The organism is Streptomyces sp. NPDC059850, from assembly GCF_042731515.1.
In the GTDB taxonomy this organism is placed as follows: domain Bacteria; phylum Actinomycetota; class Actinomycetes; order Streptomycetales; family Streptomycetaceae; genus Streptomyces.
In genome coordinates this window covers 1-24,550 of the sequence record NZ_JBHWJI010000022.1, presented here as the reverse complement: position 1 = coordinate 24,550, position 24,550 = coordinate 1, and the positions used below count along the sequence as shown (strand labels likewise).

Annotated in this window: 20 protein-coding genes; 12 read left to right on the top strand and 8 right to left on the bottom strand. The window is 72.1% G+C overall.

Features of this window, described 5'->3' with window-relative positions; translation table 11 throughout:
- Positions 1 to 348 precede the first annotated feature (348 nt).
- Positions 349 to 1,701, bottom strand: a complete 1,353-nt coding sequence (locus tag ACFV9T_RS19945) for a tetratricopeptide repeat protein (RefSeq protein ID WP_385442037.1) — start codon at positions 1,699 to 1,701, stop codon at positions 349 to 351.
- 125 nt (positions 1,702 to 1,826) lie between these two features.
- Positions 1,827 to 3,347 (bottom strand): DUF4331 domain-containing protein, encoded by a 1,521-nt coding sequence (locus ACFV9T_RS19940; RefSeq protein WP_385442035.1) that lies wholly within the window; start codon positions 3,345 to 3,347, stop codon positions 1,827 to 1,829.
- 251 nt (positions 3,348 to 3,598) lie between these two features.
- Between ACFV9T_RS19940 and ACFV9T_RS19935 the strand changes: the two genes are divergently transcribed.
- Positions 3,599 to 3,862: a hypothetical protein gene (locus ACFV9T_RS19935; RefSeq protein WP_385442032.1), complete on the top strand. Its 264-nt coding sequence runs from the start codon at positions 3,599 to 3,601 to the stop codon at positions 3,860 to 3,862.
- A gap of 254 nt (positions 3,863 to 4,116) precedes the next feature.
- Here ACFV9T_RS19935 and ACFV9T_RS19930 read toward each other — a convergent pair whose 3' ends face one another.
- From ACFV9T_RS19930 to hmgA, 3 genes are all read right to left on the bottom strand, one after another.
- Complete coding sequence (locus ACFV9T_RS19930) at positions 4,117 to 5,283, bottom strand: type ISP restriction/modification enzyme (RefSeq protein WP_385442250.1); 1,167 nt, start codon at positions 5,281 to 5,283, stop codon at positions 4,117 to 4,119.
- Positions 5,284 to 5,388: 105 nt separating this feature from the next.
- Entirely contained in the window at positions 5,389 to 6,138 is a 750-nt protein-coding gene (locus ACFV9T_RS19925; RefSeq protein WP_385442029.1) for a GntR family transcriptional regulator, read from the bottom strand.
- Between the two features lie 56 nt (positions 6,139 to 6,194).
- Positions 6,195 to 7,532 (bottom strand): homogentisate 1,2-dioxygenase, encoded by a 1,338-nt coding sequence (gene hmgA, locus ACFV9T_RS19920; protein WP_385442027.1) that lies wholly within the window; start codon positions 7,530 to 7,532, stop codon positions 6,195 to 6,197.
- 65 nt (positions 7,533 to 7,597) lie between these two features.
- Here hmgA and ACFV9T_RS19915 point away from each other — a divergent pair, with 65 nt between their 5' ends.
- From ACFV9T_RS19915 to ACFV9T_RS19895, 5 genes are all read left to right on the top strand, one after another.
- Complete coding sequence (locus tag ACFV9T_RS19915) at positions 7,598 to 8,242, top strand: TetR family transcriptional regulator (protein ID WP_385442025.1); 645 nt, start codon at positions 7,598 to 7,600, stop codon at positions 8,240 to 8,242.
- Between the two features lie 84 nt (positions 8,243 to 8,326).
- Complete coding sequence (locus tag ACFV9T_RS19910) at positions 8,327 to 10,582, top strand: molybdopterin oxidoreductase family protein (protein WP_385442023.1); 2,256 nt, start codon at positions 8,327 to 8,329, stop codon at positions 10,580 to 10,582.
- Positions 10,583 to 10,701: 119 nt separating this feature from the next.
- Positions 10,702 to 12,144, top strand: a complete 1,443-nt coding sequence (locus ACFV9T_RS19905) for a CitMHS family transporter (RefSeq protein WP_385442021.1) — start codon at positions 10,702 to 10,704, stop codon at positions 12,142 to 12,144.
- Positions 12,145 to 12,146: 2 nt separating this feature from the next.
- Positions 12,147 to 13,463, top strand: coding sequence for an MFS transporter (locus ACFV9T_RS19900; protein ID WP_385442018.1), 1,317 nt, complete (start codon positions 12,147 to 12,149; stop codon positions 13,461 to 13,463).
- Positions 13,460 to 14,545 (top strand): Zn-dependent alcohol dehydrogenase, encoded by a 1,086-nt coding sequence (locus tag ACFV9T_RS19895; protein WP_385442016.1) that lies wholly within the window; start codon positions 13,460 to 13,462, stop codon positions 14,543 to 14,545. The genes ACFV9T_RS19900 and ACFV9T_RS19895 overlap by 4 nt, the downstream gene beginning before the upstream one ends.
- On the opposite strand, the gene ACFV9T_RS19890 is transcribed toward ACFV9T_RS19895, so the two are convergent.
- Positions 14,542 to 15,063: a DUF402 domain-containing protein gene (locus ACFV9T_RS19890; protein ID WP_385442013.1), complete on the bottom strand. Its 522-nt coding sequence runs from the start codon at positions 15,061 to 15,063 to the stop codon at positions 14,542 to 14,544. The genes ACFV9T_RS19895 and ACFV9T_RS19890 overlap by 4 nt on opposite strands.
- Before the next feature lie 71 nt (positions 15,064 to 15,134).
- On the opposite strand from ACFV9T_RS19890, the gene ACFV9T_RS19885 reads away from it, so the two are divergent.
- Complete coding sequence (locus tag ACFV9T_RS19885; RefSeq protein ID WP_385442011.1) at positions 15,135 to 15,770, top strand: TetR/AcrR family transcriptional regulator; 636 nt, start codon at positions 15,135 to 15,137, stop codon at positions 15,768 to 15,770.
- Positions 15,771 to 15,785: 15 nt separating this feature from the next.
- Here the strand turns inward: ACFV9T_RS19885 and ACFV9T_RS19880 are convergent, their stop codons facing one another.
- Together ACFV9T_RS19880 and ACFV9T_RS19875 are read right to left on the bottom strand one after the other, a co-directional pair.
- Positions 15,786 to 16,247 (bottom strand): MaoC family dehydratase, encoded by a 462-nt coding sequence (locus ACFV9T_RS19880; protein WP_385442009.1) that lies wholly within the window; start codon positions 16,245 to 16,247, stop codon positions 15,786 to 15,788.
- A gap of 179 nt (positions 16,248 to 16,426) precedes the next feature.
- Entirely contained in the window at positions 16,427 to 17,041 is a 615-nt protein-coding gene (locus ACFV9T_RS19875) for a hypothetical protein (RefSeq protein ID WP_385442006.1), read from the bottom strand.
- Between the two features lie 188 nt (positions 17,042 to 17,229).
- On the opposite strand from ACFV9T_RS19875, the gene ACFV9T_RS19870 reads away from it, so the two are divergent.
- From ACFV9T_RS19870 to ACFV9T_RS19850, 5 genes are all read left to right on the top strand, one after another.
- Positions 17,230 to 20,055, top strand: coding sequence for a penicillin acylase family protein (locus ACFV9T_RS19870; protein WP_385442004.1), 2,826 nt, complete (start codon positions 17,230 to 17,232; stop codon positions 20,053 to 20,055).
- A gap of 153 nt (positions 20,056 to 20,208) precedes the next feature.
- Positions 20,209 to 21,261, top strand: coding sequence for a LysR family transcriptional regulator (locus tag ACFV9T_RS19865; protein ID WP_385442002.1), 1,053 nt, complete (start codon positions 20,209 to 20,211; stop codon positions 21,259 to 21,261).
- A gap of 169 nt (positions 21,262 to 21,430) precedes the next feature.
- On the top strand, positions 21,431 to 22,207 hold the full coding sequence (locus ACFV9T_RS19860; protein ID WP_385442001.1) for an SDR family oxidoreductase: 777 nt from the start codon (positions 21,431 to 21,433) through the stop codon (positions 22,205 to 22,207).
- Positions 22,204 to 23,847 (top strand): AMP-binding protein, encoded by a 1,644-nt coding sequence (locus tag ACFV9T_RS19855; protein ID WP_385441999.1) that lies wholly within the window; start codon positions 22,204 to 22,206, stop codon positions 23,845 to 23,847. Before ACFV9T_RS19860 ends, ACFV9T_RS19855 begins: the two co-directional genes overlap by 4 nt.
- 26 nt (positions 23,848 to 23,873) lie before the next feature.
- Positions 23,874 to 24,467, top strand: coding sequence for a TetR/AcrR family transcriptional regulator (locus tag ACFV9T_RS19850; protein WP_385441997.1), 594 nt, complete (start codon positions 23,874 to 23,876; stop codon positions 24,465 to 24,467).
- Positions 24,468 to 24,550 lie beyond the last annotated feature (83 nt).

Genomic DNA, 24,550 nt, shown 5'->3' with positions numbered 1-24,550 from the left:
GGAGCTTCGCCCCGGCTCCCGCCGTGTGCTTCGCCCCGGGTCCCGCCGTGTGCTTCGCCCCGGGCTTGGCCGGGTGGTTTGCCGCAGGCTGTGCCGTGCGCTCGGCCTTGGCCTCTGTCGTGCGCTTTGCCGCGGCTTCCGTCGGGGGTTCCGTCCCGGGTGCGGCCGGGCGGTTCGGTGCGGGGTGCTTTGCCCTGGGCTTCGCCCCGGCTCCTGCCGTGTGCTCTGTCGCGGTCCCCGTCGGGAGTTCCGTTGTCGGGGGCTCGGCAACTGTCCAGCCCGTCCGGCGATTGAGGACCGGGGTCCGGGGCGGAACCCCGGGGCGGGTAGGGGCGGGGTGGGGAGAGGTCATCGGGCACCGCCCAGTTGCTTCAGGGTCTCCTTGGCGTCGCGCGCGCCGGTGGGGGAGAAGCCCGGGTTGAGGTCGAGGGCGGCCGAGAGGTGGTCGCGGGCGGACTGTTCGTCGCCCAGGGACTTCTCGATCATGCCGCGGTGGTAGAGGAACGCCGCGTTGCGGTAGCCCGGTTCGGCGGCGCGCTTGGCGGCGGTGAGGGCCTCGCGGTCCTTGCCGTTGCGGTGGAGGGCCCAGGCCAGGGCGTCGGCGGTGTGGACGGTCTCGCGTCGGTCCCATTCGGCGCGGGCGGCCTTCAGGGCCTCCTTGACGTCGCCGTGGTCGGCCGCCACGAGGGCGCTGTCGAGGTCCGTCGCGACACCGTTGGCGCGGGCCAGGGTGATCCAGGTGTCGACCACCGCGTACTGCTGCTTCGCCTTCTTGGCGTCGCCGCGCGCCTCGTACGCCTCGCCGAGCGCCGCCAGCTGCGCGGGCAGCGGGGAGCGCCGTACGACCGCTTCCAGGTCGCGCACACCGGCCGCCGTACGCCCCTGGGCCACCGCCGTGCGGCCGCGGTACTCCAGGGCCGGGAGGTAGCCGGGTACGGCGCGCAGGGCGGTGCCGAAGGCCTGCCGTGCGGTGTCGTACCGGCCCTGGCCGAAGGCGAGTTGGCCGAGGGAGGTGGAGACGTAGGCGATGTCGCTGGGCGAGGTCGCGGACTCCCGCGCGCTGTCCAGGACCCGCCGCGCCCCCTTCGCGTCGCCCCGCAGCTCCATGACGTAGGCGAGCCGGGTGAAGACGGGGATGCCGGGCCGCACCGTGTCGGCGTGCCCGGCGGCGGCCAGGGCGTCCTTGTAGCGGCCCAGCTCCACCAGGGCGTCGATGCGGACGGCCATGGCCGACTGGCTGTAGGAGTTCACCTTCAGCGCCTTGTCGGCGTCCCGCAGCGCGCTCGTGAAGTCGTGCCGCGCGGCGGCGAGGGAGGCTCGTCCGGCGAGCGCCTCGTCGTTGTCGCGCGGCTGGACGGCGAGCGAGCGGGCGAAGGTCTTCTCCGCCTGCGGATAGCGGGTGGGGTCTCCGGTGCTGCGGGCCTGTTCGATGTAGGCGGCCCCCAGCCCGGACCAGCCCGAGGCGTCCTTCGGCTGGGCGCGCAGATGCTTCTGCAGGGCGCTGATCCGCCCGGCGAGGCCGTCGGCCGAGACCTGCTGGAGCGAGGCAGGCGCCCCGGCGGCGCGCAGGGTCACCGGTTCGGCGGGCCGTTCGGCGGGCGTCCCGCTGAGTACGGACGAGGCGGCGGTCAGACCCACCGCGAGGGTGCAGACGACGGCCGCCGTGCGGACCGTGCGGGGGAGGGGTGGCCGGAGAGCCATGGGTGACAGCTGCCTTTCGCCATAACGGCCGTAACGGTGGAAAGGGGGGGCGCGGACCCGCACAGAGTGAGGAGGGGGGGGCGGGACCGCGCCCGCTGGGTGGTGCGAGAAGTGACGGGCCCGGGTCAGTGCCTGCGCGCGCGGGCGGTGGCCGGACGGCGCGACTTGCGCAGCCAGAGCAGCCCGAGGCCCACCAGCAGGACGGCGCCGCCGCCACCCGCCGCGGACCCGGCGAGCAGCATGGTGTCGTCGGAGGAGCCACCGGTGCCGTTGCCACCCTCCAGCAGGGACGAACCGGCGCTCTTGGAGACGGCCTTGGCGTCCGAACCGGAGCTGGGCAGCGCGAGGAACGGGAAGGCGCCGTAGAACTCCTGGTCGTTCTTGTCGACCGCGTCGCCCAGGTCGTTCTTCTTACCGAGGAGTTCGCCCTCGACGGCCTGCAGCGAGATGTCCAGGACGTCGTCGAGCGGACGCCGCCCGTTCGGGAACCCGGCGTTGTCACCGTCGAGCACACCGAGCCGCTTCGGGTTCTTGGCGGGCTCGATGGAGGTGTTCAGGCGCAGCATCTCGGAGGGGCGGACGTGCGGCGGCTGGTTGAGCTTCGGCACACCGGTCAGGAAGACCTGGACGAGGTCGTCACGCGGGGTGTCGGGGGCCTCGATCTTGTAGATCTGCTCGATCAGCTCGGGCAGCTCCGGCTCCGTGACGGACTTCAGGAACTGGCCGTCGTCCCACGGCGCCGAGGCGTTGAACCTGTCCTTGTCCTTGCGCGGCAGCACCACCTCGTTGACCAGCGGGTTGCCGAGCCGGGAGACCTGCGCCCAGCCGCCGCGCGCGTTCTTGCGGTGGACGGTGGACCATACGCCGATCACCGGCTGGTCCTTGGACTCGACCAGCGCGCTGGTCGGCACCTGGAGGGCCAGGGACTGGACGTTGTACCCCTTGAGGGTGTCGTTGCCGATCTCGGACATGTCGCCGCCGTAGAGCAGGTCGAAGACCCGCAGATCGGCGAAGAACGGGTCGTCGGCCTGACCGGCGAAGCTGGTCGAGCCGCCGCTGTAGCCGATCTCCTGCACCGCTTGGTCGCGGAGCTTCTTGTAGTCGGGCATGGACGCCTTGCCGACGTTCGACGGGGCGACCGGGAGGTCGTCGGCGAGCTTGGCCCGGTCGACGGCCCGCTGGTTCTTGAGCTTGAAGACCTCAAGGTCGTAACTCTGGGTGAAGTTGAGGTCCGGGTCATCGAGCGATTCGACCGGGCCGGTGTTGTAGAGGAACGTGTCCCCGTTCTTCACATGGTCCTCGAACGTCCACCGGAAGAGCAGATCGCCCTGGCCGTCGCCGTCGTTGTCGACGTGCAGGTCGTACCGGGCGTCCGTGCCGAACTTGTAGAAGTTCGGGCCGCCGGCCGGGTCCTGGAACGGCAGGAAGTTCGTGACCAGGGTGGTCGTGTCCGACTTGTCGGGGCTCTGGAACGCGTACACGTCCGTCGCGTCGTACTGCGGCTGCCCCGAGATCAGTGGCGCCTCGCGGTGGCTGGAAGCCTCGGCCGTCTGCGGCTGCAGCGCCGCGACGCCGGCGGCCGTGAGCGCGCCCGCCGCCAGCGAGCAGCAGACGAGCCCTGCCAGGCTCCTGGTGATTGCGGTCATCGTGTCGGTCCTTCGCACCTTGCCGGATGTTCCTTCATGCGGCTATTCGGGGCGGAGGGCCGAATGGCTTGGCGCGTTCTGTAATTTGTCACGAATCGCAAAGGGGCTCTCACCGGGGCCGATCTTCACTGTATGGGCGTCAACGCCCTTGACGTGGTGGTGAATCAGCGACCTGGGATGCGCGGGTGACGGCTCGGGGAGGTAGGGTTACTCTGCCCGGGGCGGGTGCCCTCGTACGGGTGGGGAGTGACATGGAGCAGATAACAGTACGCAGCAGGCCTCGAGTGCCTGCCATTCATTGCGGGAGCGGTGCGTCCAGCGCGCGCCTCGACCGCCATCTCGCGGTGCTGGGCGGTCCGGCCGTCCCCGAGCGGGAGGCCGAGAGCGCGACCGTGCTGATGCAGGAGCTGATCGCACGCGATCACGCACGCGCGAAGAACAGCCGGGGCGCCCGGGTGTCGCTGTTCGCGCCGCTGCGCCGACTGCGGCGCTCGCTGTTCGGCAACCACGCCTGACCCGCCGCGCCTGGACCGCCCGCCAGGCGCGTCACGCCCGCGCGCGATCGCATTCCGCGTCCGCATCCCGGGCAGGCACCGGACGAACCGGCCCCGCTCCCGCCGGTGAGTCCGCGCTGTGAGGACACCGGCGGCCGCCGTGTGCGACACGGCGCGCCGCCGTCCTCCCGGGACGGACACGGCGCGCCGCCGTCCTCCCGGGACGCTCCGCGCCACGGCGGCGCGCAGCTCACCACACAGATCTCACACACAGATCACAGCAGCGCGAACTGCCCCTCCGGCCCCTCCTCCTGGTGATCCAGCACCGACGCCGGTCGCCGCGCCGCGGCGGGCACCGGCAGCACCCCGGCGGTGCGCAGCTCCTCCGGGCCGACCATCGGCCCTCCGGCCAGCCGGTCCGCCAGCGCCTGCCGCGCCGGGCGCAGCTCGGCCAGCAGCGCCAGCACGGTGATCAGCTCCAGCAGCTCCGACGTCCAGGCCCGTGGCCATCCGGCCGGTGCGCCGACCGCCTCCAGCGTGCCCGGCTCGGCGGGCGCCGTACGCCGCTCGAACCACGCCTCCAGCACCCGCACCCCGCCCGCATGGGCCTCCCACGCCGCCCGGGGTACGGGGGAGATGCGCCCCGCGCCCAGCAGCAGGGCCGCCTCGTCCGGGTCGTAACCGATCGTGTCCGGCAGCCCCCGCTCGGGCAGCGGGGCGCGCACATACGGGCGCTGGCCACCCGGCATGCGCGGGCGCTCACCACTGTGCGCCCCGCGCGTATGCAGCCACAGCGCACGGCGGCCCAGCTCCACGCCCGTCTCCCAGGTCTCGGGATCGGCGGTCAGCGGTACGGCGCACGGCGCGCCCCGGTGCGCGGCGGCGGCCCAGGCGAGGAAGTCCTCGGCGGCGACGGGGTGGCCGAGCGATGCGCCGAGGTGGGCGAGGAGCCCCGGCGCGAGATTGGGCTCGCGCCCGCCGGGGCGGCGGTAGAACGGGCGGATCAGCCCGGGGCGCCCGGCCGGGGAGTGGCCGTCCGGCAGCAGCGCCGAGAAGGTGAGCACCGGGTCGGGGCCGGGCCCGCCCGCCTCCACCACATGGATCTGCCGGTCGTCCGCGACCCGCCACAGCTCCGGGCGGGCGGCGTCGATCACGCGGTGATCCGGTATCAGCCACTGCTGGTCGAACGGCCCGTGCGCGATCCGCACCGGCTCCGGACACGGCCCGTCCTCGCGGGCCAGCCGGGCGGTCGACGTGGCCTGGCCGGGCAGCTGCGGTACGGAGGTGTGCAGCGTACGGGCCCGGCTCGGCCGGAACAGCGCCGCCCGCTCGGCCTCGTCCCCCGCGCCCACCAGCCGCGCCCAGCGCGCCCGCAGCGCCCCCGCGTCCGGCCCCGCGACCCAGCCCCGCCCGAACCGTGGCGGCCGCACGGACCAGGGCATGAGATCCGCCAGCAGCGCTGCGTCTCGGGTAGCCGTCACCCTGCCGCCTTTCACCCGGCACGTACGTCGGTCAGCCCCGGCATCGTAGCTGTGTCCTCGGGGTGGTCAGTCGGCGTCCACCGTCACCGAGAACGAGAAGCGGTCGCCCCGGTAGTGGATGCGGGCCACGTCGACCACCCGGCCCGTGTCGTCGTACGTCACCCCGGTGTAGTGGAGGATCGGGCTCAGCAGCGGGATCTGGAGCAGGCGGGCGGTCTCCGGGTCGGCCAGGCGCGCTTCCACGGTGTCGGTGATGCGGCTGATCCGGACCCCCACCGCGTCCCGCAGCACCTTCGTCATCGGCCAGCGCGCCAGATCGGCGAGGTCGATACGGGCGGCCAGCTCCGGGCGGACCAGGTTCTCGGCCCAGTTGGTGGGCTCGTCGGAGCGATCGTCCCGGCGCAGCCGACGGTACGAGGCGGCCTCCTCCAGACCGGGGAAGTACCCGGCCAGCTCCGCCGGGACCGGCGCCGGGCCGTGCTCCAGCACCGTGGTCCGCTCGCCGGACTGCTGCGCCACGATGGCGTCCACCGAGCCCAGCAGCCGCACCGGCGTGCCGCGCCGCGCGCTCGGCTCGATGAAGGTGCCGCGCCGCCGGTGGCGGCTGATCAGGCCCTCCGACTCCAGCTCCTTCAGCGCCTGCCGCATGGTGAGGACGCTGACGCCGTAGTGCTCGGCGAGCCGGTCCTCGGTCGGCAGCCGCAGCGGCTCATCGGGCCCGCGGCCGAGTATGGAGGCGCGCAGCGACTGCGAGACCTGGTACCAGAGCGGCAGCTTGCGGTTCAGGGCGAGGGAGTCGGGGGCGAAGGTGGTCACAACGCGGTTCTCCGGTCACGGTCACGGAAGGGCCTTGGGGCATCAGCCATCAGGCATCAAGCGCGGAAGTGGCGCTCCAGACCCTGCCACACCGTGTCATAGCCGCTCTGGAGCCGGTCGGACTCCATCGCCTGCCGGGTGGCCGTCACCGGCCAGCGCGTCTCGAACATGAACGCCAGCCCGTCGTCCAGCTTCCGGGGCGTCAGCTCGGCCGCGCTCGCCGCCTCGAAGGTGTCGTGGTCGGGGCCGTGCGCCGACATCATGTTGTGCAGCGAGCCGCCGCCGGGGACGAAGCCGCCAGGACCGGCCGTCTTGGCGTCGTACGCGCCCTCGATCAGGCCCATGTACTCGCTCATCACATTGCGGTGGAAGTACGGCGGCCGGAAGGTGTCCTCGCCGACCAGCCAGCGCGGCGCGAACACCACGAAGTCGACGCCCGCGAGCCCCGGGGTGTCGGACGGCGAGGTGAGCACCGTGAAGATGGACGGGTCGGGGTGGTCGTAGCTGATGGTGCCCATGACGTTGAAACGGCGCAGGTCGTATACGAACGGCACATGGTTGCCGTGCCAGGCGACGACGTCGAGCGGGGAGTGGTCGTACGTCGCGGACCAGAGGTTGCCGCAGAACTTGTTGACCACCTCCACCGGGCGCTCCACGTCCTCGTACGCCGCGACCGGGGCCAGGAAGTCGCGGGCGTTGGCCAGCCCGTTGGCGCCGATCGGACCGAGGTCGGGGAGGACGAAGGGGCGGCCGTAGTTCTCGCACACGTAGCCGCGCACGCACTCGTCCAGTGGCTCGACCCGGAACCGCACCCCGCGCGGGATGAGCGCGATGTGGCCCGGCTCGGCGCGCAGCAGCCCCAGCTCGGTGTGGATCAGCAGCCCGCCGCGCTCGGGGACGATCAGCAGCTCGCCGTCCGCGTCGCTGAAGACCCGGTCGGTCATCGGCGCGTTGGCGACGTAGAGGTGGATGGCCATGCCGGTGCGCTGGGCGGCGTCGCCGTTGCCGCCCAGCGTCCACAGGCCGGACAGGAAGTCGGTGGGCGCGGTGGGCTCGGGCAGCGGGTCCCAGCGCAGCCGGTTGGGGTCCGGGACGGAGCCGGTGAAGGGCGCGCCGCTCAGGGTGCCGTTGTCGACCCGGACGAACGGCGGGTGCGCGGCCGAGGGGCGGACGCGGTACAGCCAGGAGCGGCGGTTGCGGGCGCGCGGCTCGGTGAAGGCGGTGCCGCTCAGCTGCTCCGCGTACAGCCCGAGCGGGGCGCGTTGGGGTGAATTGCGGCCGACGGGCAGTGCGCCGGGGACCGCCTCGCTGCTGTGCTCATTGCCGAACCCGGAGGTGTAGGCCAGCCCTTCGGCGGCCTTGCGCGCTCGCTCGATCCCCGTGCCCTCGCCCATGGCGTGCTCCCGACGCTCCGACGAATCCTCTGTCCTACGATAGGAATCGAAGACGGGCCACGTCAATGATCGGGCAGGATGGTGGCGTGCCCATACCGCCTCTTCGCCGCCCCCCGGTCCAGCGCCGCAGCGCCGAGCGCCTCGGCCGGATCCTCGACGCCTGCGCCGAGCTGCTCGACGAGATGAGCTATGAGCAGCTGAGTACCCGCGCGGTGGCCGAGCGCGCCCAGGTGCCCATCGGCTCCGTCTACCGCTTCTTCTCCAACAAACGGGCCATGGCCGAGGCCCTGGCCCACCGCAACCTCGACGAGTACGCCACGCGCATCACCCGGCGGCTGGCCCTGGCCGGGGCGGACGGGAGCGACTGGCGCGCGGCGATGGACATCGTCGTGGACGAGTACCTGGAGATGAAGCGCGGCGCGCCGGGCTTCGCGCTCGTCGAGTTCGGCATGCCCGTCCCCGCGACCGGCCTGCCCGACCAGCCCAACCACCTGGTGGCCGACCGCCTCCGCGCCATCCTCGCCGAGCCGCTGGGCATCGACGGCACCGCCGAGGCCGACGAGCGGCTGCGGGTCGCCTTCCTGCTCGCGGTCGAGACGGCGGACGCGCTGCTGCGGCTCGCCTTCCGGGTGCACCCGGAGGGGGACCCGGCGGTCGTCGCCGAGACGAAGGAGCTGCTGCGGGCGTATCTGGCGCGCGTGCTGGATTAACGGCCCGCGCGACCGGTACCCCGGCGGCATACCCGTCGGTATGGTGAGGCGTCGTCGCAGCCGTACCGTCCCCGGGAGGGACCGATGAGCCGTACCGCACTGCGTATCTGCCCACTGTGCGAGGCCACTTGTGGGCTCACCCTGACCATCGAGGACGGCGCGGTCACCCGGGCGCGCGGCGATGCCGAGGACGTGTTCAGCCGGGGGTTCATCTGCCCCAAGGGCGCCTCGTTCGGGGAGCTGGACGGCGACCCCGACCGGCTGCGGGGACCCCTCGTACGGCGGGACGGGCAGCTGCGGGAAGCGTCGTGGGACGAGGCGTTCGACGCCGTCGCGGAGGGGTTCGGGACGGTCCTGCGGGATCACGGACCGCAGGCCACCGGGGTCGTCCTCGGTAACCCCACGGTGCACACCGTGGCCGGGGCGCTCTCCGTGCCGGTGCTGCTCGGCGCCCTCCGCACCCGCAACGTCTTCACCGCGAGCACCCTCGACCAGATGCCCAAGCACGTCTCCAGCGGGCTGATGTACGGGGACGCCTTCGCCATCCCGGTGCCCGACCTGGACCGTACGGACCACCTCCTCATCCTCGGCGCCAACCCGCTCGACTCCAACGGCAGCCTCTGCACCGCCCCCGACTTCCCCGGCCGCCTGCGCGCCCTGCGGCGGCGCGGCGGCAAGCTGGTGGTGATCGACCCGCGGCGCACCCGCACCGCCAAGCTGGCCGACCGGCATGTGGCCATCCGGCCGGGCACGGACGCGCTGCTGCTGTTCGCGATGGTGTGGGTGCTCTTCGACGAGGGGCTGGTGGACCCCGGGACGCTCGGCGCGCACCTCAGCGGCGTCGACGAGGTGAAGGCCCTGGCCGAGGGCTTCACCCCGGAGGCGGTGGCCGACGCGTGCGATGTGCCCGCGGCCGGGATCCGCACCCTGGCCCGCGAATTCGCGGCCGCGCCCCGGGCCGTGGCGTACGGGCGCGTCGGCTCCAGCACGGTCGAGTTCGGCACGCTCACCAACTGGCTGGTCGATGTGCTGGGCGCGCTCACCGGGAATCTCGACCGGCCCGGCGGCATGATGTTCCCGCTCTCCGCGACCGGCGGATGGAAGCGCCCGGCGGCGCCCGGGAAGGGGTTCGCGCTGGGCCGCTGGCACAGCAGGGTCAGCGGCCACCCCGAGGCCAAGGGCGAGCTGCCCGCCGTCGCGCTCGCCGAGGAGATCGAGACGCCCGGCGACGGTCGGATACGGGCGGTGCTGGCGATCGCGGGGAACCCCGTACTGTCCGCGCCGGACGGCGACCGGCTCGACCGGGCCCTGGCCGGGCTCGACTTCATGGTCAGCGTCGATCCGTATCTGAACGAGACCTCGCGCCACGCCCATGTCGTGCTGCCGCCGCCCCCGCCCAGCCAGAGCCCGCACTTCGACTACGCCTTCAACGGCTTCGCCATCCGCAACCAGGTCCGCTACACCCGCCCCGCGGTCCCGCTCGACCCCGGCCGGATGGCCGAGACCGAGATCCTGGCCCGGGTGGTGCTCTGCCTGAGCGGTCAGCACGGCGCCGATCCGGCGGCGGTGGACGCCATGGTGATCGATGCGACGCTCGGCAAGGCCGTCGCCGACCCCACCGCACCGGTCTACGGGCGCGCCGCCGCCGAACTCGCCACCCAGCTGACCGGGGACACCGGCGCCGAACGGCGGCTGGACATGATGCTGCGCCTCGGCCCGTACGGCGAGGGCTTCGGCGCCGACCCCGACGGCCTCACCCTGGACCGGGTGCTCGCCCACCCGCACGGCATCGACCTCGGCCCGCTGAGCCCCCGGATCCCCGCGCTGCTGAAGACCCGCAGCGGCACGGTGGAGCTGTGCCCGGAGCCGATCGCCGCCGATGTGGGGCGGCTGCGCCGGGCACTGGACGAGCGGCCCGGTGAACTGCTGCTGATCGGCCGCCGCCATCTGCGCTCCAACAACAGCTGGATGCACAACGTCCCGGCGCTGATGGGCGGCAGCAACCGCTGCACGCTCCAGGTGCACCCGCAGGACGCGGCGCGGCTCGGGCTGACGGACGGCGGGCTCGCCCGGGTCACCGGCGACGGGGGCGAGCTTGACGTGCCGGTGGAGGTGACGGACACGGTGCGCACCGGAGTGGTGAGCCTGCCGCACGGCTGGGGCCATGCCCGCCCCGGCACCCGGCTCACGGTCGCGCAGTCCGACCCGGGGGTCAACGTCAACCAGCTCATCGACGGCTCCCGGCTGGACCCGCTGTCCGGTACGGCGGTGCTCAACGGATGTCCGGTGCGGGTGACGGCCCTTCCGCTCAGCGTGACCATGGCCGCCCAAGGCGACTGACCTGGGGTTCTGCGCTTATTGCTCACGCGTCAAGACCTTGTTAACGCTGAGTTGCGGCACCTAGCGTCGCCTCGACCGCCAAATCTGGGGGAGTTCAAAGGCGAACGTGAGGTAGCCACATGCTGACAATCCTCGGTTTCGTCATGATCGCTACATTCCTTGTTTTGATCATGATGAAGAAGATGTCCCCGATGGGTGCGCTGGTGCTCATCCCGGCGCTCTTCTGCGTCCTCGTTGGAAAGGGGGCGCACCTCGGGGACTACGTGCTCGACGGCGTCGGCGATCTGGCGCCCACCGCGGCCATGCTGATGTTCGCGATCATCTACTTCGGGGTGATGATCGACGTCGGTCTGTTCGACCCGATCGTCCGGGCCATCCTGCGGTTCTGCAAGGCGGACCCGATGCGGGTCGTGGTCGGCACCGCGATTCTCGCGGCGATCGTCTCGCTCGACGGTGACGGCTCCACCACCTTCATGATCACGGTGTCGGCGATGGTGCCGCTCTACCGGAAGCTGAAGATGAGCCTGGTGATCATGACCGGTGTCGCCGCGATGGCCAACGGTGTCATGAACACGCTGCCGTGGGGCGGTCCCACCGCCCGCGCCGCCGCCGCGCTCAAGGTCGACGCGAGCGACATCTTCGTCCCGATGATCCCCGCCCTCGCGGTCGGTCTGCTCTTCGTCTTCGCCCTCTCGTACGGTCTCGGACTGCGCGAGCGCAAGCGCCTCGGCGTGCTCACCATCGACGAGGTCACCGCGGGCGACCCGGAGACGGTGCTGGTCGGCGCGGGCGGCGGCACCGGCAAGGGCGTCAGCCTGGGCAAGCCGGGCAAGGGCAGCGGCGGCGCCGGTGGCGGTACGGACGCGGAGGCCCCCACGGGCGGCCCGGCGGCGAGCGGCCCGGCCCAGGACGACGACGAGTTCAAGGGCCTCGACCCGAACCGCGCCACCCTGCGCCCCAAGCTCTACTGGTTCAACGCGGCGCTCACCATCGCCCTGCTGGCCCTGATGATCACCGAGACGCTGGACATCCCGGTCCTCTTCCTGCTGGCCGCCGCCATCGCGCTGACCGTCAACTTCCCGCACATGGCCGACCAGAAGGCCCGGATCGCCGCCCACTCCGAGAACGTCGTCAACGTCTCCGGCATGGTCTTCGCCGCGGCCGTCTTCACCGGCGTCCTCACCGGCACCGGCATGGTCGAGCACATGGCCCGCTGGCTGGTCGACGGCGTCCCCGAGGCCATGGGCCCGCAGATGGGCCTGGTCACCGGCCTTCTGTCGATCCCGCTCACATACTTCATGTCCAACGACGGCTTCTACTTCGGCATCGTGCCGATCCTCGCCGAGGCCGGTCACGCCCATGGAGTCTCCGCACTGGAGATCGCCCGCGCCTCGCTCGTCGGCCAGGCCCTGCACATGTCGAGCCCGCTCGTCCCCGCCGTCTATGTGCTCGTCGGCATGGCCAAGGTCGAATTCGGCGACCACACCAAGTTCACGGTGAAGTGGGCGGTGCTCACCTCCCTGGTGGTGCTCGCCGCGGGAATCGCGTTCGGCATCATCTGACCGTGACGACTTCGGAGCCCGGTAGGGGCTGGCTGCTGCGCCTGGTCATCGCCTTCTCCTTCGCGCAGGGGGCGGTGAGCATGGCCAGACCGGCCGTCTCCTACCGGGCTCTCGCGCTGGGCGCCGACGCCCGCGCGGTCGGCGTGATCGCGGGCATCTACGCGCTGCTGCCGCTGTTCGCCGCCGTACCGCTCGGGCGGCGCACCGACCACGGCCGGTGCGCTCCGCTGCTGCCGGTCGGCGTGGTGCTCATCGCCGCCGGATGCGGGCTCAGCGGGACGGCGGACTCGCTGCCCGAGATGGCCGCGTGGAGTGGGGTGATGGGACTTGGTCATCTGTCATTCGTCATCGGTGCGCAGTCACTCGTCGCCCGGCAGAGCGCCCCGGCCGACCAGGACCGCAACTTCGGCCACTTCACCGTCGGCGCCTCGCTCGGCCAGCTCATCGGACCGATCGCCGCCGGACAGCTCGTCTCGGGCCATGACGGCGCGCTGGCCCGCACCAGCGCCGCCGCGCTCTTCGTCGCCGCCGCCGTCGCGGCCTGCTCGGTCACGTCGCTGTGGCGGATCGAGCACCGCCCGGCCGATGGGCCGGTGAAGGAGCGATCCCCCTCCCGGCGGGTGCCGGTGTTCGGCATCCTGCGCACCCGTGGGGTCGCCTCCGGGATCTTCATCAGCCTCGCCGTGCTCTCCGCCACCGACATCCTCACCGCCTATCTGCCCGTCGTCGGCGAACAGCGCGCCATCTCGCCCGCCGTCGTCGGCGTGCTGCTCAGCCTGCGCGCCGCCGCCACCGTCGCCTGCCGCCTGGTCATGACCCCGATGATCCGGCTGATGGGCCGTACCGTGCTGATGGCCGTCAGCTGTCTGGGCGCCGGGCTGCTGTGCGCGGCCGTCGCCCTGCCGCTGCCCGCCTGGGCGCTCGGCGTGCTGCTCGCCGCGCTCGGCTTCTGTCTCGGCGTCGGCCAGCCGCTGTCGATGAGCACCGTCGTCCAGGCCGCGCCCGACGAGGCGCGCAGCACCGCCCTCGCGCTGCGGCTCACCGGCAACCGCCTCGGCCAGGTCGCCGCCCCCGCCTCGGCCGGACTGCTCGCCGGGGTCGCGGGCACCGCCGCGCCCTTCGTGATGCTCGGCGTGCTGCTGCTCGCCTCGGCGGCGATAGCCGTACGGCCCCTCCGGCGCACCCCCGGTGACGCGGCCGTTCCGGCGCCCCGCACACCCCCGCCCGCCCCCGAGGCGGAGCGGAGCGCGGTTTCGGGCAGGCGCGGTCCGGGGGAGGAATCCCCGGCCCGCACCGACCCCGAGGAGCCCACGCCATGACCCGCGCCGCCGTCCTTCCCGCCATCGGCAGTCCGCTCCTCGTCCAGGACATCGAGATCCCCGACCCGGCGCCCGGACAGGTGCGGGTGCGGCTCGCCGCCGCCGGGGTGTGCCACTCGGATCTGTCGCTGTCGAACGGAACGCTCCGCCAGCCCGTCCCCGCCGTCCTCGGCCACGAGGGCTCGGGCACGGTGACGGCGGTCGGCGACGGCGTGAGCGGGATCGCCCCGGGCGACGCCGTCGTCCTCAACTGGGCCCCGTCCTGCGGTACCTGCCACTACTGCGGCCTCGGCGAGCCCTGGCTGTGCGCCAGGGCCGGGGATGCCGCGACCGCCCCGTACGCCACGCTCACGGAAGACGGCAGCGCGCTGTACCCGGGACTGGGCACCGCCGCGTTCGCCGAGGAGACCGTCGTACCGGCGCACGCCGTGCTCCCGCTACCGGACGGCGTCCCGCTCACCGACGCCGCGCTGCTGGGGTGCGCGGTGCTCACCGGCTACGGCGCCGTCCACCACAGCGCCCAGGTGCGCCCCGGCGAGTCCGTCGCCGTCTTCGGTATCGGCGGGGTCGGCCTCGCCGTGCTCCAGTCGGCGCGCATCGCGGGCGCCGGGACGATCGTCGCGGTGGACGTGTCACCCGGGAAGGAGGAGCTGGCCCGCGAGGCGGGCGCGACCGAGTTCGTCCTGAGCGGCGAAGGTGACCCCGCCAAGCGCATCCGCGCCCTCACCGGCGGCCACGGCGCCGACGCCGCCATCGAATGCGTCGGCCGCGCCGACACCATCCGCACCGCCTGGTCCGCCACCCGCCGAGGCGGCCGGACGACCGTCCTCGGCATCGGCGGCAAGGACCAGCCGGTCACCTTCTCGGCGCTGGAGCTGTTCTACTTCGGCCGCACCCTCTCCGGCTGCGTCTACGGCAACAGCGACCCGGCCCGCGACCTCCCCGTCCTCGCCGAGCACATCCGCGCGGGACGGTTCGACCTGTCGGCGATGGTGACCGAGCGGATCGGCCTGGACGGCATCCCGGCCGCCTTCGACGCGATGCTGGCGGGCCGCGGCGGCCGGGCGCTGGTGGTCTTCTAGGACTCGTTCCCGTCCGCCACCATGGCCAGCCACGGCTGGTACGCCTTCCCGAACGGTTCGGCGCCGCCCTTGACCGCTTCCATCAGCCACTGCCCCGCCGCCTCCGCCCGCGCGATGACCTCGGCCGGATACCCGTACTTCACCTGGTGCTCCGCGAACTCGTCCTCGTCCACCAGCAGCGTCGCCCCGTCGGCCCGCTTCCGGAGCACGTCCAGATCCAGGTCGACCATCTCGACCTCGTCCGGCGAGACCCACTCCACCGGAGTGGTGATGTCGCAGTACACCTCGGTCGAGCGCGGCGGGGCGTTGAACACCGCGGTCCACCACGTCCCGCGCGGGAAGAGGATCACATGGGCGCACTCGATGGTCACCTCGGGACCGTGCCCCTTGCGCATCACCGAGTCGGCGGGCAGCCCCAGCCACACCCCGTGCTCGTCCTCACCCAGTCTGCGCATGCGCAGATTCCAGTGCAGAGTGCCGTCGTACTTCCGGTAGTTGACCTGGACCTGAGATGGCATGGCAGCGATCCTAACGTTCGGCCGGAGACGGGTCCTAAGCGCTTGCTCACCCTGCGTGTAGGGTGTGCGCCATGGACGTGGAGCGGAAGAACGCCGGGGGCCGGGCCGAGGCGTGGGGAGACATTACGCCGGACGCTGCCCGGCGGCTGGTGAGCGCCGCGGTGCACGCCTTCGCGGAACGCGGCTATCACGCCACCACCACGCGGGACATCGCCGGGCGCGCCGGGATGAGTCCGGCCGCGCTCTACATCCACTACAAGACCAAGGAAGAGCTGCTCTACCAGATCAGCAAGGTCGGCCACCGGCTCGCGCTGGACATCCTGGAGGAGGCGCGGGACGGGGACGGGGTCCCCGCCGAGCGGCTCGCCACGGCGGTGCGCGGCTTCGTGCGGTGGCACGCCGAGCACCACACGACCGCGCGGGTGGTGCAGTACGAGCTGGGTGCGCTCGGCGAGGAGCACCACGCCGAGGTCATCGCCATGCGGCGGGACACGGACGCGGCGGTGCGCTCGATCATCGAGGACGGCGTGCGGGCGGGCGACTTCGACGTGGCGGACGTACGGGGCACCACGGTCGCGGTGCTGTCGCTGTGCATCGACGTCGCCCGCTGGTTCAACGCCCGGGGGCGCAGCACGCCCGACGAGGTCGGCGACCTCTACGCCGGGCTGGTGCTGCGCATGGTCGGCGCGGACGGCGCGGGCTCCTAGAGCCGCTGCGGGCTCCTAGAGGTAGAAGCGGGACACCGATTCCGCCACGCACGCCGGCTTGTCGCTGCCCTCGCGCTCGACGGTGACCGTGAGCGTCAGCTGGATCCCGTCCTTCACCTCGGCCACCTCGGCGATGCGGCCCGTGGCGCGCAGCCGGGAGCCGACCGGGACGGGGGAGGGGAAGCGGACCTTGTTCGAGCCGTAGTTGACGCCCATCCGTACGCCCTCGACGCCCAGCAGCTGCGGGCTGAAGTGCGGCAGCAGGGACAGGGTCAGATAGCCGTGGGCGATGGTCGTGCCGAAGGGGCCCGCGGCGGCCTTCTCGGCGTCGACGTGGATCCACTGGTGGTCGCCGGTCGCCTCGGCGAACAGATCGATCCGCTTCTGGTCGATCTCCAGCCAGTCGGTGGGGCCGAGTTCCTCGCCGACCGCAGCTCGCAGTTCCTCGGGCGAGGTGAAGATCCTGGGCTCTGCCATGTGTACTGCCTCCCGGGCGACGCGCGATGCGGCTAAGCGACTGCTCAGCATGCTCGGGTGGCCCGGGTCCTGTCAACGTTCCCGGGCTGCGCGCCCTCCGTAAGGCCCTTCCGTAGAGCCGTGCCGTTCGGGCGCGCCCGCCGGTCCCGGCGAGCGCGCCCCCGGCCCGGGGCCGGGCCTCAGGCCGCCGCGTACCGCGTCGTCACGCAGCCGGTGCGCCGGGAGGCCGACAGTGCCTCGGTGGTGAGCAGCGGGACCGGCACCACGATGCCGCAGTCCTCGCAGACCGGTCCGGCCACGGGATAGCGGTCCAGCTCCTCGCGCCAGACCAGCCGGTCCTGGGCGCAGACCGGGCAGGCCGATCCGGGTCCCGCTTCCATGGCCACGATCAGCCGCCGCAGTACGTCGGCGAGGCGGCCGTCGGGATAGGTCGAGGGAGATTCGCACGGCATGATGTCGCAGCCGCCCCAGGTGTGCAGGTGCCAGTCGTCGACGGCGCTGGGCTGCCGGATGCCGTGGTGTTTCTCCAGCCTGCGCCGGGCGGCGAAGTCCGCCTCGTACGCGAGCCACAGGGTGCGGGCCTCCTCGAGTTCCTCAAGTGCCGTGATCAAACGTGTGGGTTCAGGACGACGGTCCTCCGGGAGGATCCCGGTCCTGGTGCACAGATGGTGCCAGGTCGCCCGGTGCCCGTACGGCGCGAACCGTTCCAGGCATTTGCGCAGCGATGTGCGCCGGGCGGTGACGTGTCTGCGTGGATTGCGAACCTCTCGTGCGAGTGCTCTGAAACCGGCCACTTCTTACCACCTCCGCGTTGTGCGGACCCGACTCGTTGTCGAATGGACGTAACGCAGCGCGATCCGGATCCATCGTGTTTCCAGAAAGTCGCGAGGCAATCGGAAGAAGGAAGTTGACGGCCGCTCATCTTCCGGGGTTGTTGTACCGCCGGTAACCTCGCCCTCAACTGCATCCGGGAGGAGCGGATATGCGTTTAAGAACCGGCAGGCTCACCCGTGTCGCGGTCGCCGCGGCCGCGGTATTGGCGCTCGGCGCCACGTTCGCGGCCCCGCTGCCGCAAGAGGCCCAAGCGGCACCCGCCGCCGAGGCCGCCACCGACTACTGCGGGGGGCAGTGCTCCGACATCCTGCCCCCCGGTGCGACCGGCAACGCGACCCTGGCCGACATCCTCGCCAACCGGGTGTTCGGCACCCGCCCCGCGCACAGCGCCGACCAGCTCGGCCCGTACAACAACCTGGCCCAGGGCTATCCGTCGCTCACCGACGACAAGCTGAACACCTTCTTCAACGACTCGTCGTTCGGGGTCCCGGCTGACCAGGTCGAGTCGGTCACCAAGCCCCGTGACGACGTCACGATCACCCGGGACAAGAAGACCGGCGTCCCGCACATCCAGGGCACCACCCGCGAGGGCACCGAGTTCGGCGCCGGATACGCCGCCGCCCAGGACCGGCTCTGGCTGATGGACCTCTTCCGCCATGTGGGACGCGGCGAGCTGACCTCCTTCGCCGGGGGCGCCGCGTCCAACCAGGGCCTGGAACAGGACTTCTTCCGCCAGGCGCCGTATGCCGAGGCGGACTATCAGGCGCAGATCGACTACATCCTGGCCACCGGCGGCGAGCGCGGAAAGCAGGCGCTGGCCGATGCCCAGGCGTATGTCGACGGGATCAACGCCTACGCCAAGAAGGCGAAGGACGCCCGCAATTTCCCCGGCGAGTACGTGCTCACCGGGCATATCGACGCGATCACCAACGCCGGTGAGATCCAGCCCTTCAAGCTCACCGACCTGATAGCCCTGGCCTCCGTCGTCGGCGCGCTCTTCGGCAACGGCGGGGGCGGCGAGGTGGAGGGCGCGCTGTCGATGCTGGCCGCCCAGCAGAAGTACGGCATCGAAGAGGGCGCCAAGGTGTGGGAGTCCTTCCGGCAGCGCAACGACCCGGAGGCCGTGCTGACCGTCCGCGACGGCAAGGGCTTCCCGTACGCGGACAAGCCCGCCAACGCCAAGGGCACCGCCATGCCCGACCCCGGCTCCGTCAGCCCCGAACAGCTCGTCTACGACCGCGAGGGCAGCGCCACCCCGGCCAAGGCCAAGGCGCGCACCACGGTCAAGGCACCCGCCAAGCTCGACAAGCTGCGCGGCATCTACGACGACGGGGTGCTGCCCCGCGATCTGCTCAGCCGCAAGAAGGGCATGTCCAACGCGCTCGTGGTGTCCGGCAAGTACACCGCCAGCGGCCACCCGGTCGCCGTCTTCGGCCCGCAGACCGGCTACTTCGCCCCGCAGCTGCTGATGCTCCAGGAACTCCAGGGCCCCGGGATCAGCGCCCGTGGCGCCTCCTTCGCGGGCGTCGGCATGTACGTCCAGCTCGGGCGCGGCCAGGACTACGCGTGGAGCGCCACCACCTCCGCCCAGGACGTCACCGACACCTACGCGGTCGAACTGTGCTCACCGGACGGCTCCACGCCCTCCAAGGACGCCACGTACTACCGCTACCACGGCGACTGCCTGCCCATGGACAAGCTGGAGCGGCGCAACGCCTGGAAGCCCACCGTCGCCGACTCCACCGCCGCCGGTTCCTACCGGATGCAGGTGTACCGCACCAAGTACGGCCTGGTGACCCATCGCGCCACGGTCGGCGGCAAACCCGTCGCCTACACCTCGCTGCGCGCCACCTACCGCCACGAGGCCGACTCGATCGTCGGCTTCCAGATGCTCAACGACCCGGGCTACGTGACCGACGCGAAGTCCTTCCAGAGTGCCGCCCAGCACATCAACTACACCTTCAACTGGTTCTACGCCGACTCCAAGCAGGCCGCCTACTACAACAGCGGGCTCAACCTGCGGCGCGCCGACGGCGTCGATCCTTCGCTGCCGGTCAAGGCCGAACCGGCCTACGAGTGGCGGGACTTCGACCCGGCGCACAACACCGCCGCGTACACCCCGCCCGCCGAACACCCCCAGTCCATCGACCAGGATTACTACATCAGCTGGAACAACAAGCTCGCCAAGGACTACAGCGCGGCGGGCTTCGGCAACGGCTCCGTGCACCGCGGCGATCTCCTCGACGACCGGGTGCGCGCCCTGGTCGACAAGGGCGGGGTGACCCGTGCCGCGCTCACCCGGGCGATGGCCGAGGCCGCCGTCACCGACCTGCGCGGCGAGGACGTGCTGCCCGAGCTGCTGAAGGTGCTGCGCGGCAAGCCGATCGACGACCCGGCGGTGGCCTCCGCCGTACAGCGGCTGGACTCCTGGGAGGCGGCGGGCTCACAGCGCCGCGAGACCAGCGCGGGCTCGAAGACCTACGGGCACGCGGACGCGGTGCGCATCATGGACGCGTGGTGGCCGCTACTGGTCGAGGCCGAGTTCAAACCGGGCCTCGGCGACCAGCTGTACGACGCGCTGCGCACCAACCTGAGCGTGGACGAGTCGCCCTCGGCGGGCCACGGGCCGACCGGTTCGCACGCCGGATCGTCGTTCCAGTACGGCTGGTGGTCCTACGTCGACAAGGATCTGCGCGCGATCCTCGGCGAGGACGTCAAGGGCCCGCTCGCCAAGCGGTACTGCGGCGGCGGTGACCTGAGCGCCTGCCGTGACACCCTGCTCAGCAGCCTCAAGCAGGCCGCCGCCAAGCCCGCCACCGAGGTCTACCCCGGCGACGAGAACTGCGCGGCGGGCGACCAGTGGTGCGCCGACTCCATCATCCAGCGCACGGTCGGCGGACTGACCCACGACAAGATCAGCTGGCAGAACCGTCCTACGTACCAGCAAGTGGTGGAGTTCGCGCGGCACCGCTGAGCGCGTCCTTCCGGTATTTCCCGTTGTTTCCGTCGTGAATTCCGGAATAGCCCCGCCGGGCCCTCCCGTCGGGCCGCCGGACAGGAAATGCGCTGCACTATGCTCGGAATGGTCAGGGGAGCGTTTTCTTGTACGGGGGAGCAGCAGACCGGAATGTCCTCAAGCGATCGGTGGCAGTACCCCGCGGCGCTGCTGGACACCACGATGGATCAACTGCGCACACTGCTCGCGGTCCACGAGACCGGTACGGCGCTCGGCGCCGCCCGGCTGCTGGGCCGCGAGCAGTCCAGCGTTCAGAAACAGCTCGACACGATGAACCGGAACTTCGGCACCCTCTGCGGAGAACCGCTCGTCCTCAAACGCGGCCGCAGCCGGAATGTGCTCTTCACCGCCACCGGGGAGAGCCTCGCCGAACTCGCCCGTGGCACACTGCGCGGCTGGCAGGAGGAACTGCGCGACTGCCGCCGTCGGCTCGGCGGCCGCCTGGCCGTCGGCTCCACCCGCTACACCCTCGGCTTTCTGCTGAACGCGGTGGAACTGGTCACCGAGGACTTCGGGCGCCGCGGCGTCGAGCTGAAGGTCGAGCACGTCCGCACCAGGGACCTGCTCGACCGGCTCGGCTCCAAGGAACTCGACCTGGTCTGCGGCAGCGTGCTGACGGGCGGAAGCGAGAACCGGGGGCTGGACGGGCTCGAGGTGATGGAGTGGCGGCGCAGCGGCCTGTCCCTGGTCACCAACCTGGGCGCCGGGGAACTGCCCGGCCCGTCCGTCGCGGTGAGCGCCCTGCCCGGGGTGCCGCTCGCGGTCTCCGCGGACGGCCTCATCCCCGGCTTCCTGCGCGGCTGGTTCGGCGGCCGCTACCGCCGGGAGCTGGACATCGCGGCCGAGATCGACACCGTGCAGTACGGCCTCGAACTGCTCTCCTCGGGCGTGCTGAACGGCGGGGTGCTGGTGACCCAGGGCATCGGCGACGCGGTGGCCGACGGGCGGCTGCGGACCGGCGCCGGGCTGCGCACCCTGGAGCTGGCCGACGACCTCGCCCCGGAGCTGGACGTGCTCGTCGGGGTCTTCGTACGGGCCGGGGAGCGCGCCGCGCAGGACGACGACCACCCGCTCAACGTGCTGTGGAACGCCCTCGCGGGGGAGAACGCCCGCTGGCGCCGGGTCATCGGCGACCAGCGCCCCCGGAGCCCGCGCGACCGGTAGCCCCCAGGGCCCGCGCGACCGGTAGCCCCGGTTCCGCGCGGTCGGTCCTACGTCATCCGCCCGTCAGCCCCGCGCCCTCTTCCCTTGAACATACCGACTGGTTAGTCTGCCGGTGCGGCCGGGCCGATCCGGGCCGACGGCCGCGCCGCATCCGAGGAGCGTCTCAATCGTGGATACCGTGCGTGGAGCGCGAGTTGTCGTCACCGGGGCGGGAGGCGGCATCGGCGCCGCCCTGGCCCGCCGCTTCGCCGCCGAGGGCGCCCGGGTCGTGGTCAACGACCTCGACGCGGCCCGGGTGGAGGCCGTCGCCGCCGAGATCGGCGGCACCGCCGTCCCCGGCGACGCCTCCGAGGTCGTGCCGGACGCCCGGGACGCGCTCGGCGGGGCCATCGACATCTTCTGCGCCAACGCGGGCGTCGGCCACGGCGGCGGCCCCGAGGCCGACGAGGCGCTGTGGGCCGAGTCCTGGGACGTCAACGTGATGGCCCATGTCCGGGCCGCCCGCGCGCTGCTCCCCGACTGGCTGGAGCGCGGGGAGGGCCGTTTCGTCTCCACCGTGTCCGCCGCCGGGCTGCTCACCATGGTCGGCTCGGGGCCGTACAGCGTCTCCAAGCACGCGGCGCTCGCCTTCGCCGAATGGCTCTCGGCCACCTACCGCCACCGTGGTATCCAGGTGCACGCCGTCTGCCCGCAGGGCGTGCGCACCAGCATGCTGGAGGACAGCGGAGCCGCCGGGGAACTGGTGCTCCAGCCCACCGCGATCGAACCGGAGGAGGTCGCCGACGTGGTGCTGAAGGGCATCGCCGAGAACCGGTTCCTGATCCTGCCGCACCCCGAGGTGTCCGACTTCTACGTCGCCCGCGCCACCGACACCGACCGCTGGCTGCGGGGCATGAACCGGGTGCAGCGCACCCTCGAAGAGACCGAAGAGAGGCCGCCCCGATGACGTCGTACCAGGACCAGCCGTGGCTCGCCCAGCTCACCGCGAAGCAGCGTGAGCCGATCACCCCGCGCCCGAGCGTGCTGCACGCCTTCCGGGAGGCCGTGCGCGACGCCCCGGACCACCCCGCGCTTCGCTACTTCGACGGCCGGGTCACCTACCGGGAGCTGGACGAGCTGTCGGACGGGCTGGCGGGCCACCTCGCCGGGCGCGGCTTCGCCCCCGGCGACCGGCTCGCGATCATGCTGCAGAACACCCCGCACTTCGTGATCGCGCTGCTCGGCGCGTGGAAGGCGGGCGGGGCCGTGGTCCCGGTCAACCCCATGTACAAGGGCGGCGAACTCACCCACATCCTGACCGACGCCGAGGTCACCGCGCTGGTGTGCGCCCGCACCGGCTGGGAGGCGTACATACGGGAGACGGCCGCGGGCGCCCCGGTGCGCATCGCGCTCACCGCCGACGCGTACGACTTCCAGACCCGGAACGACGAGCGGGTGCTGCGCGACGAGCGCGTCCCGGCCCCCGAGGACACCGACGACCTCCTCGCGGTCGCCCGCGCCGGTGCCCGGCCGCCCGCCGTCCACGAGCCCGCGCCCGGCGACACCGCGCTGATCAGCTATACGTCCGGCACCAGCGGCACCCCCAAGGGCGCCATCAACACCCATGGCAACGTGTCCTACAACGCCGACCGGCAGCATCTCCTCCACGAGCTGCCCCCGGGCTCGGCGATCTTCGCGCTGGCGCCGCTGTTCCACATCACCGGCATGGTCTGCGAGCTGGGCGCGAGCCTCGCCGGGGCGGGCACGCTCGCGCTGGCGTACCGCTTCGAGACCGGTGTCGTACTGGACGCGTTCGCCGAGCACCGGCCCGCGTACACCGTCGGCCCCTCCACCGCCTTCATGGCGCTGATGGCCCATCCGCAGGCCACCCGCGACCACTTCTCGTCCTTCCGGATCATCTCCTCCGGCGGCGCCCCGCTGCCGCCCGCGCTGGTCGACCGCTTCGAGGCGGCCCTCGGCCCGTATCTGCACAACGGGTACGGGCTCACCGAGTGCACCGCCCCCTGCGCCAGCGTCCCGCCCGGCGTACGGGCCCCCGTCGACCCGAAGTCCGGCACCCTCGCGGTCGGTGTGCCCGGTGCGGACACCGTCGTACGGATCGCCGGAGACGACGGCCAGGACCTGCCGTTCGGCGAGCCCGGCGAGATCGTGGTGAGCGGCCCCATGGTCGTCCCCGGCTACTGGCGCCGTCCCGACGCCACCGAGGCCGGAATGCCCGGGGGTGAACTGCGCACCGGGGACATCGGCTTCATGGACGAGGACGGCTGGCTGTATGTCGTCGACCGCAAGAAGGACATGATCAACGCGTCCGGGTTCAAGGTGTGGCCGCGCGAGGTCGAGGACGTGCTCTACACTCACCCCGCCGTCCGAGAGGCGGCCGTCGTCGGCAAGCCACACCCCTACCGGGGCGAAACGGTCAAGGCGTACGTGAGCCTGCGGCCCGGGGCCGAGGTGACGCCGGATGAGCTGGCCGCGTACTGCGCGGACCGGCTCGCCGCGTACAAGTACCCGCGGGAGGTCGACATCCTGCCCGAGCTGCCGAAGACGACCAGTGGGAAGATCCTCCGACGAGAACTGCGAGGATGAGAACGGAAGAGAAGCGGGTGGCGACCATGGCCAGAACGACGAACGGTGACGGACAGCCGGTGCCGCGGCGGCTGCTGGCCGCCGCCACCCGCCTCTTCGCGGAGCGCGGGTTCGACCGGACGTCCGTCCAGGAGATCGTCGAGGCGGCGGGGGTCACCAAGGGAGCCCTGTACCACTACTTCGGCTCCAAGGACGATCTGCTCCACGAGATCTACGGCCGGGTGCTCCGCCTCCAGCAGGAACGGCTCGACGCCTTCGCGGACGCGGACGCACCCGTCGAGCGGCGGCTGCGGGACGCGGCGGCCGACGTCGTCGTGACCACCATCGAGAACCTCGACGACACCACGATCTTCTTCCGGTCGATGCACCATCTGAGCCCGGAGAAGTACAAGCAGGTGCGGGCCGAGCGGCGCCGCTACCACGAGCGGTTCCGCGCGCTCGTGGAGGAGGGCCAGCGCACCGGGGTGTTCGCCGCCGACACCCCGGCGGACCTGGTGGTCGACTACCACTTCGGCTCCGTGCACCACCTGGGCACCTGGTACCGCCCCGGCGGCCCCCTGGCCCCCCAACAGGTAGCAGACCACCTGGCCGACCTCCTGCTGCGCGCGCTACGGCCTTAAGCGCAAGCGCTGGACGGAAAGCCGAACGCCGGACGGGCGGGAAATCCAGCCCGTCCGGCGTTTGAGGACCGGGGGTCCGGGGG

Excerpts from the sequence above, each read along its gene's own strand:
- ACFV9T_RS19870 (WP_385442004.1), top strand. The coding sequence starts at position 17,230 with ATGCGTTTAAGAACCGGCAGGCTCACCCGTGTCGCGGTCGCCGCGGCC.
- hmgA (WP_385442027.1), bottom strand. The coding sequence starts at position 7,532 with ATGGGCGAGGGCACGGGGATCGAGCGAGCGCGCAAGGCCGCCGAAGGG.
- ACFV9T_RS19910 (WP_385442023.1), top strand. The coding sequence starts at position 8,327 with ATGAGCCGTACCGCACTGCGTATCTGCCCACTGTGCGAGGCCACTTGT.
- ACFV9T_RS19855 (WP_385441999.1), top strand. The coding sequence starts at position 22,204 with ATGACGTCGTACCAGGACCAGCCGTGGCTCGCCCAGCTCACCGCGAAG.
- ACFV9T_RS19945 (WP_385442037.1), bottom strand. The coding sequence starts at position 1,701 with ATGGCTCTCCGGCCACCCCTCCCCCGCACGGTCCGCACGGCGGCCGTC.
- ACFV9T_RS19850 (WP_385441997.1), top strand. The coding sequence starts at position 23,874 with ATGGCCAGAACGACGAACGGTGACGGACAGCCGGTGCCGCGGCGGCTG.
- ACFV9T_RS19940 (WP_385442035.1), bottom strand. The coding sequence starts at position 3,347 with ATGACCGCAATCACCAGGAGCCTGGCAGGGCTCGTCTGCTGCTCGCTG.
- ACFV9T_RS19895 (WP_385442016.1), top strand. The coding sequence starts at position 13,460 with ATGACCCGCGCCGCCGTCCTTCCCGCCATCGGCAGTCCGCTCCTCGTC.
- ACFV9T_RS19865 (WP_385442002.1), top strand. The coding sequence starts at position 20,209 with ATGTCCTCAAGCGATCGGTGGCAGTACCCCGCGGCGCTGCTGGACACC.
- ACFV9T_RS19890 (WP_385442013.1), bottom strand. The coding sequence starts at position 15,063 with ATGCCATCTCAGGTCCAGGTCAACTACCGGAAGTACGACGGCACTCTG.
- ACFV9T_RS19935 (WP_385442032.1), top strand. The coding sequence starts at position 3,599 with ATGGAGCAGATAACAGTACGCAGCAGGCCTCGAGTGCCTGCCATTCAT.
- ACFV9T_RS19880 (WP_385442009.1), bottom strand. The coding sequence starts at position 16,247 with ATGGCAGAGCCCAGGATCTTCACCTCGCCCGAGGAACTGCGAGCTGCG.
- ACFV9T_RS19905 (WP_385442021.1), top strand. The coding sequence starts at position 10,702 with ATGCTGACAATCCTCGGTTTCGTCATGATCGCTACATTCCTTGTTTTG.
- ACFV9T_RS19930 (WP_385442250.1), bottom strand. The coding sequence starts at position 5,283 with ATGCCCTGGTCCGTGCGGCCGCCACGGTTCGGGCGGGGCTGGGTCGCG.
- ACFV9T_RS19915 (WP_385442025.1), top strand. The coding sequence starts at position 7,598 with ATGATCGGGCAGGATGGTGGCGTGCCCATACCGCCTCTTCGCCGCCCC.
- ACFV9T_RS19885 (WP_385442011.1), top strand. The coding sequence starts at position 15,135 with ATGGACGTGGAGCGGAAGAACGCCGGGGGCCGGGCCGAGGCGTGGGGA.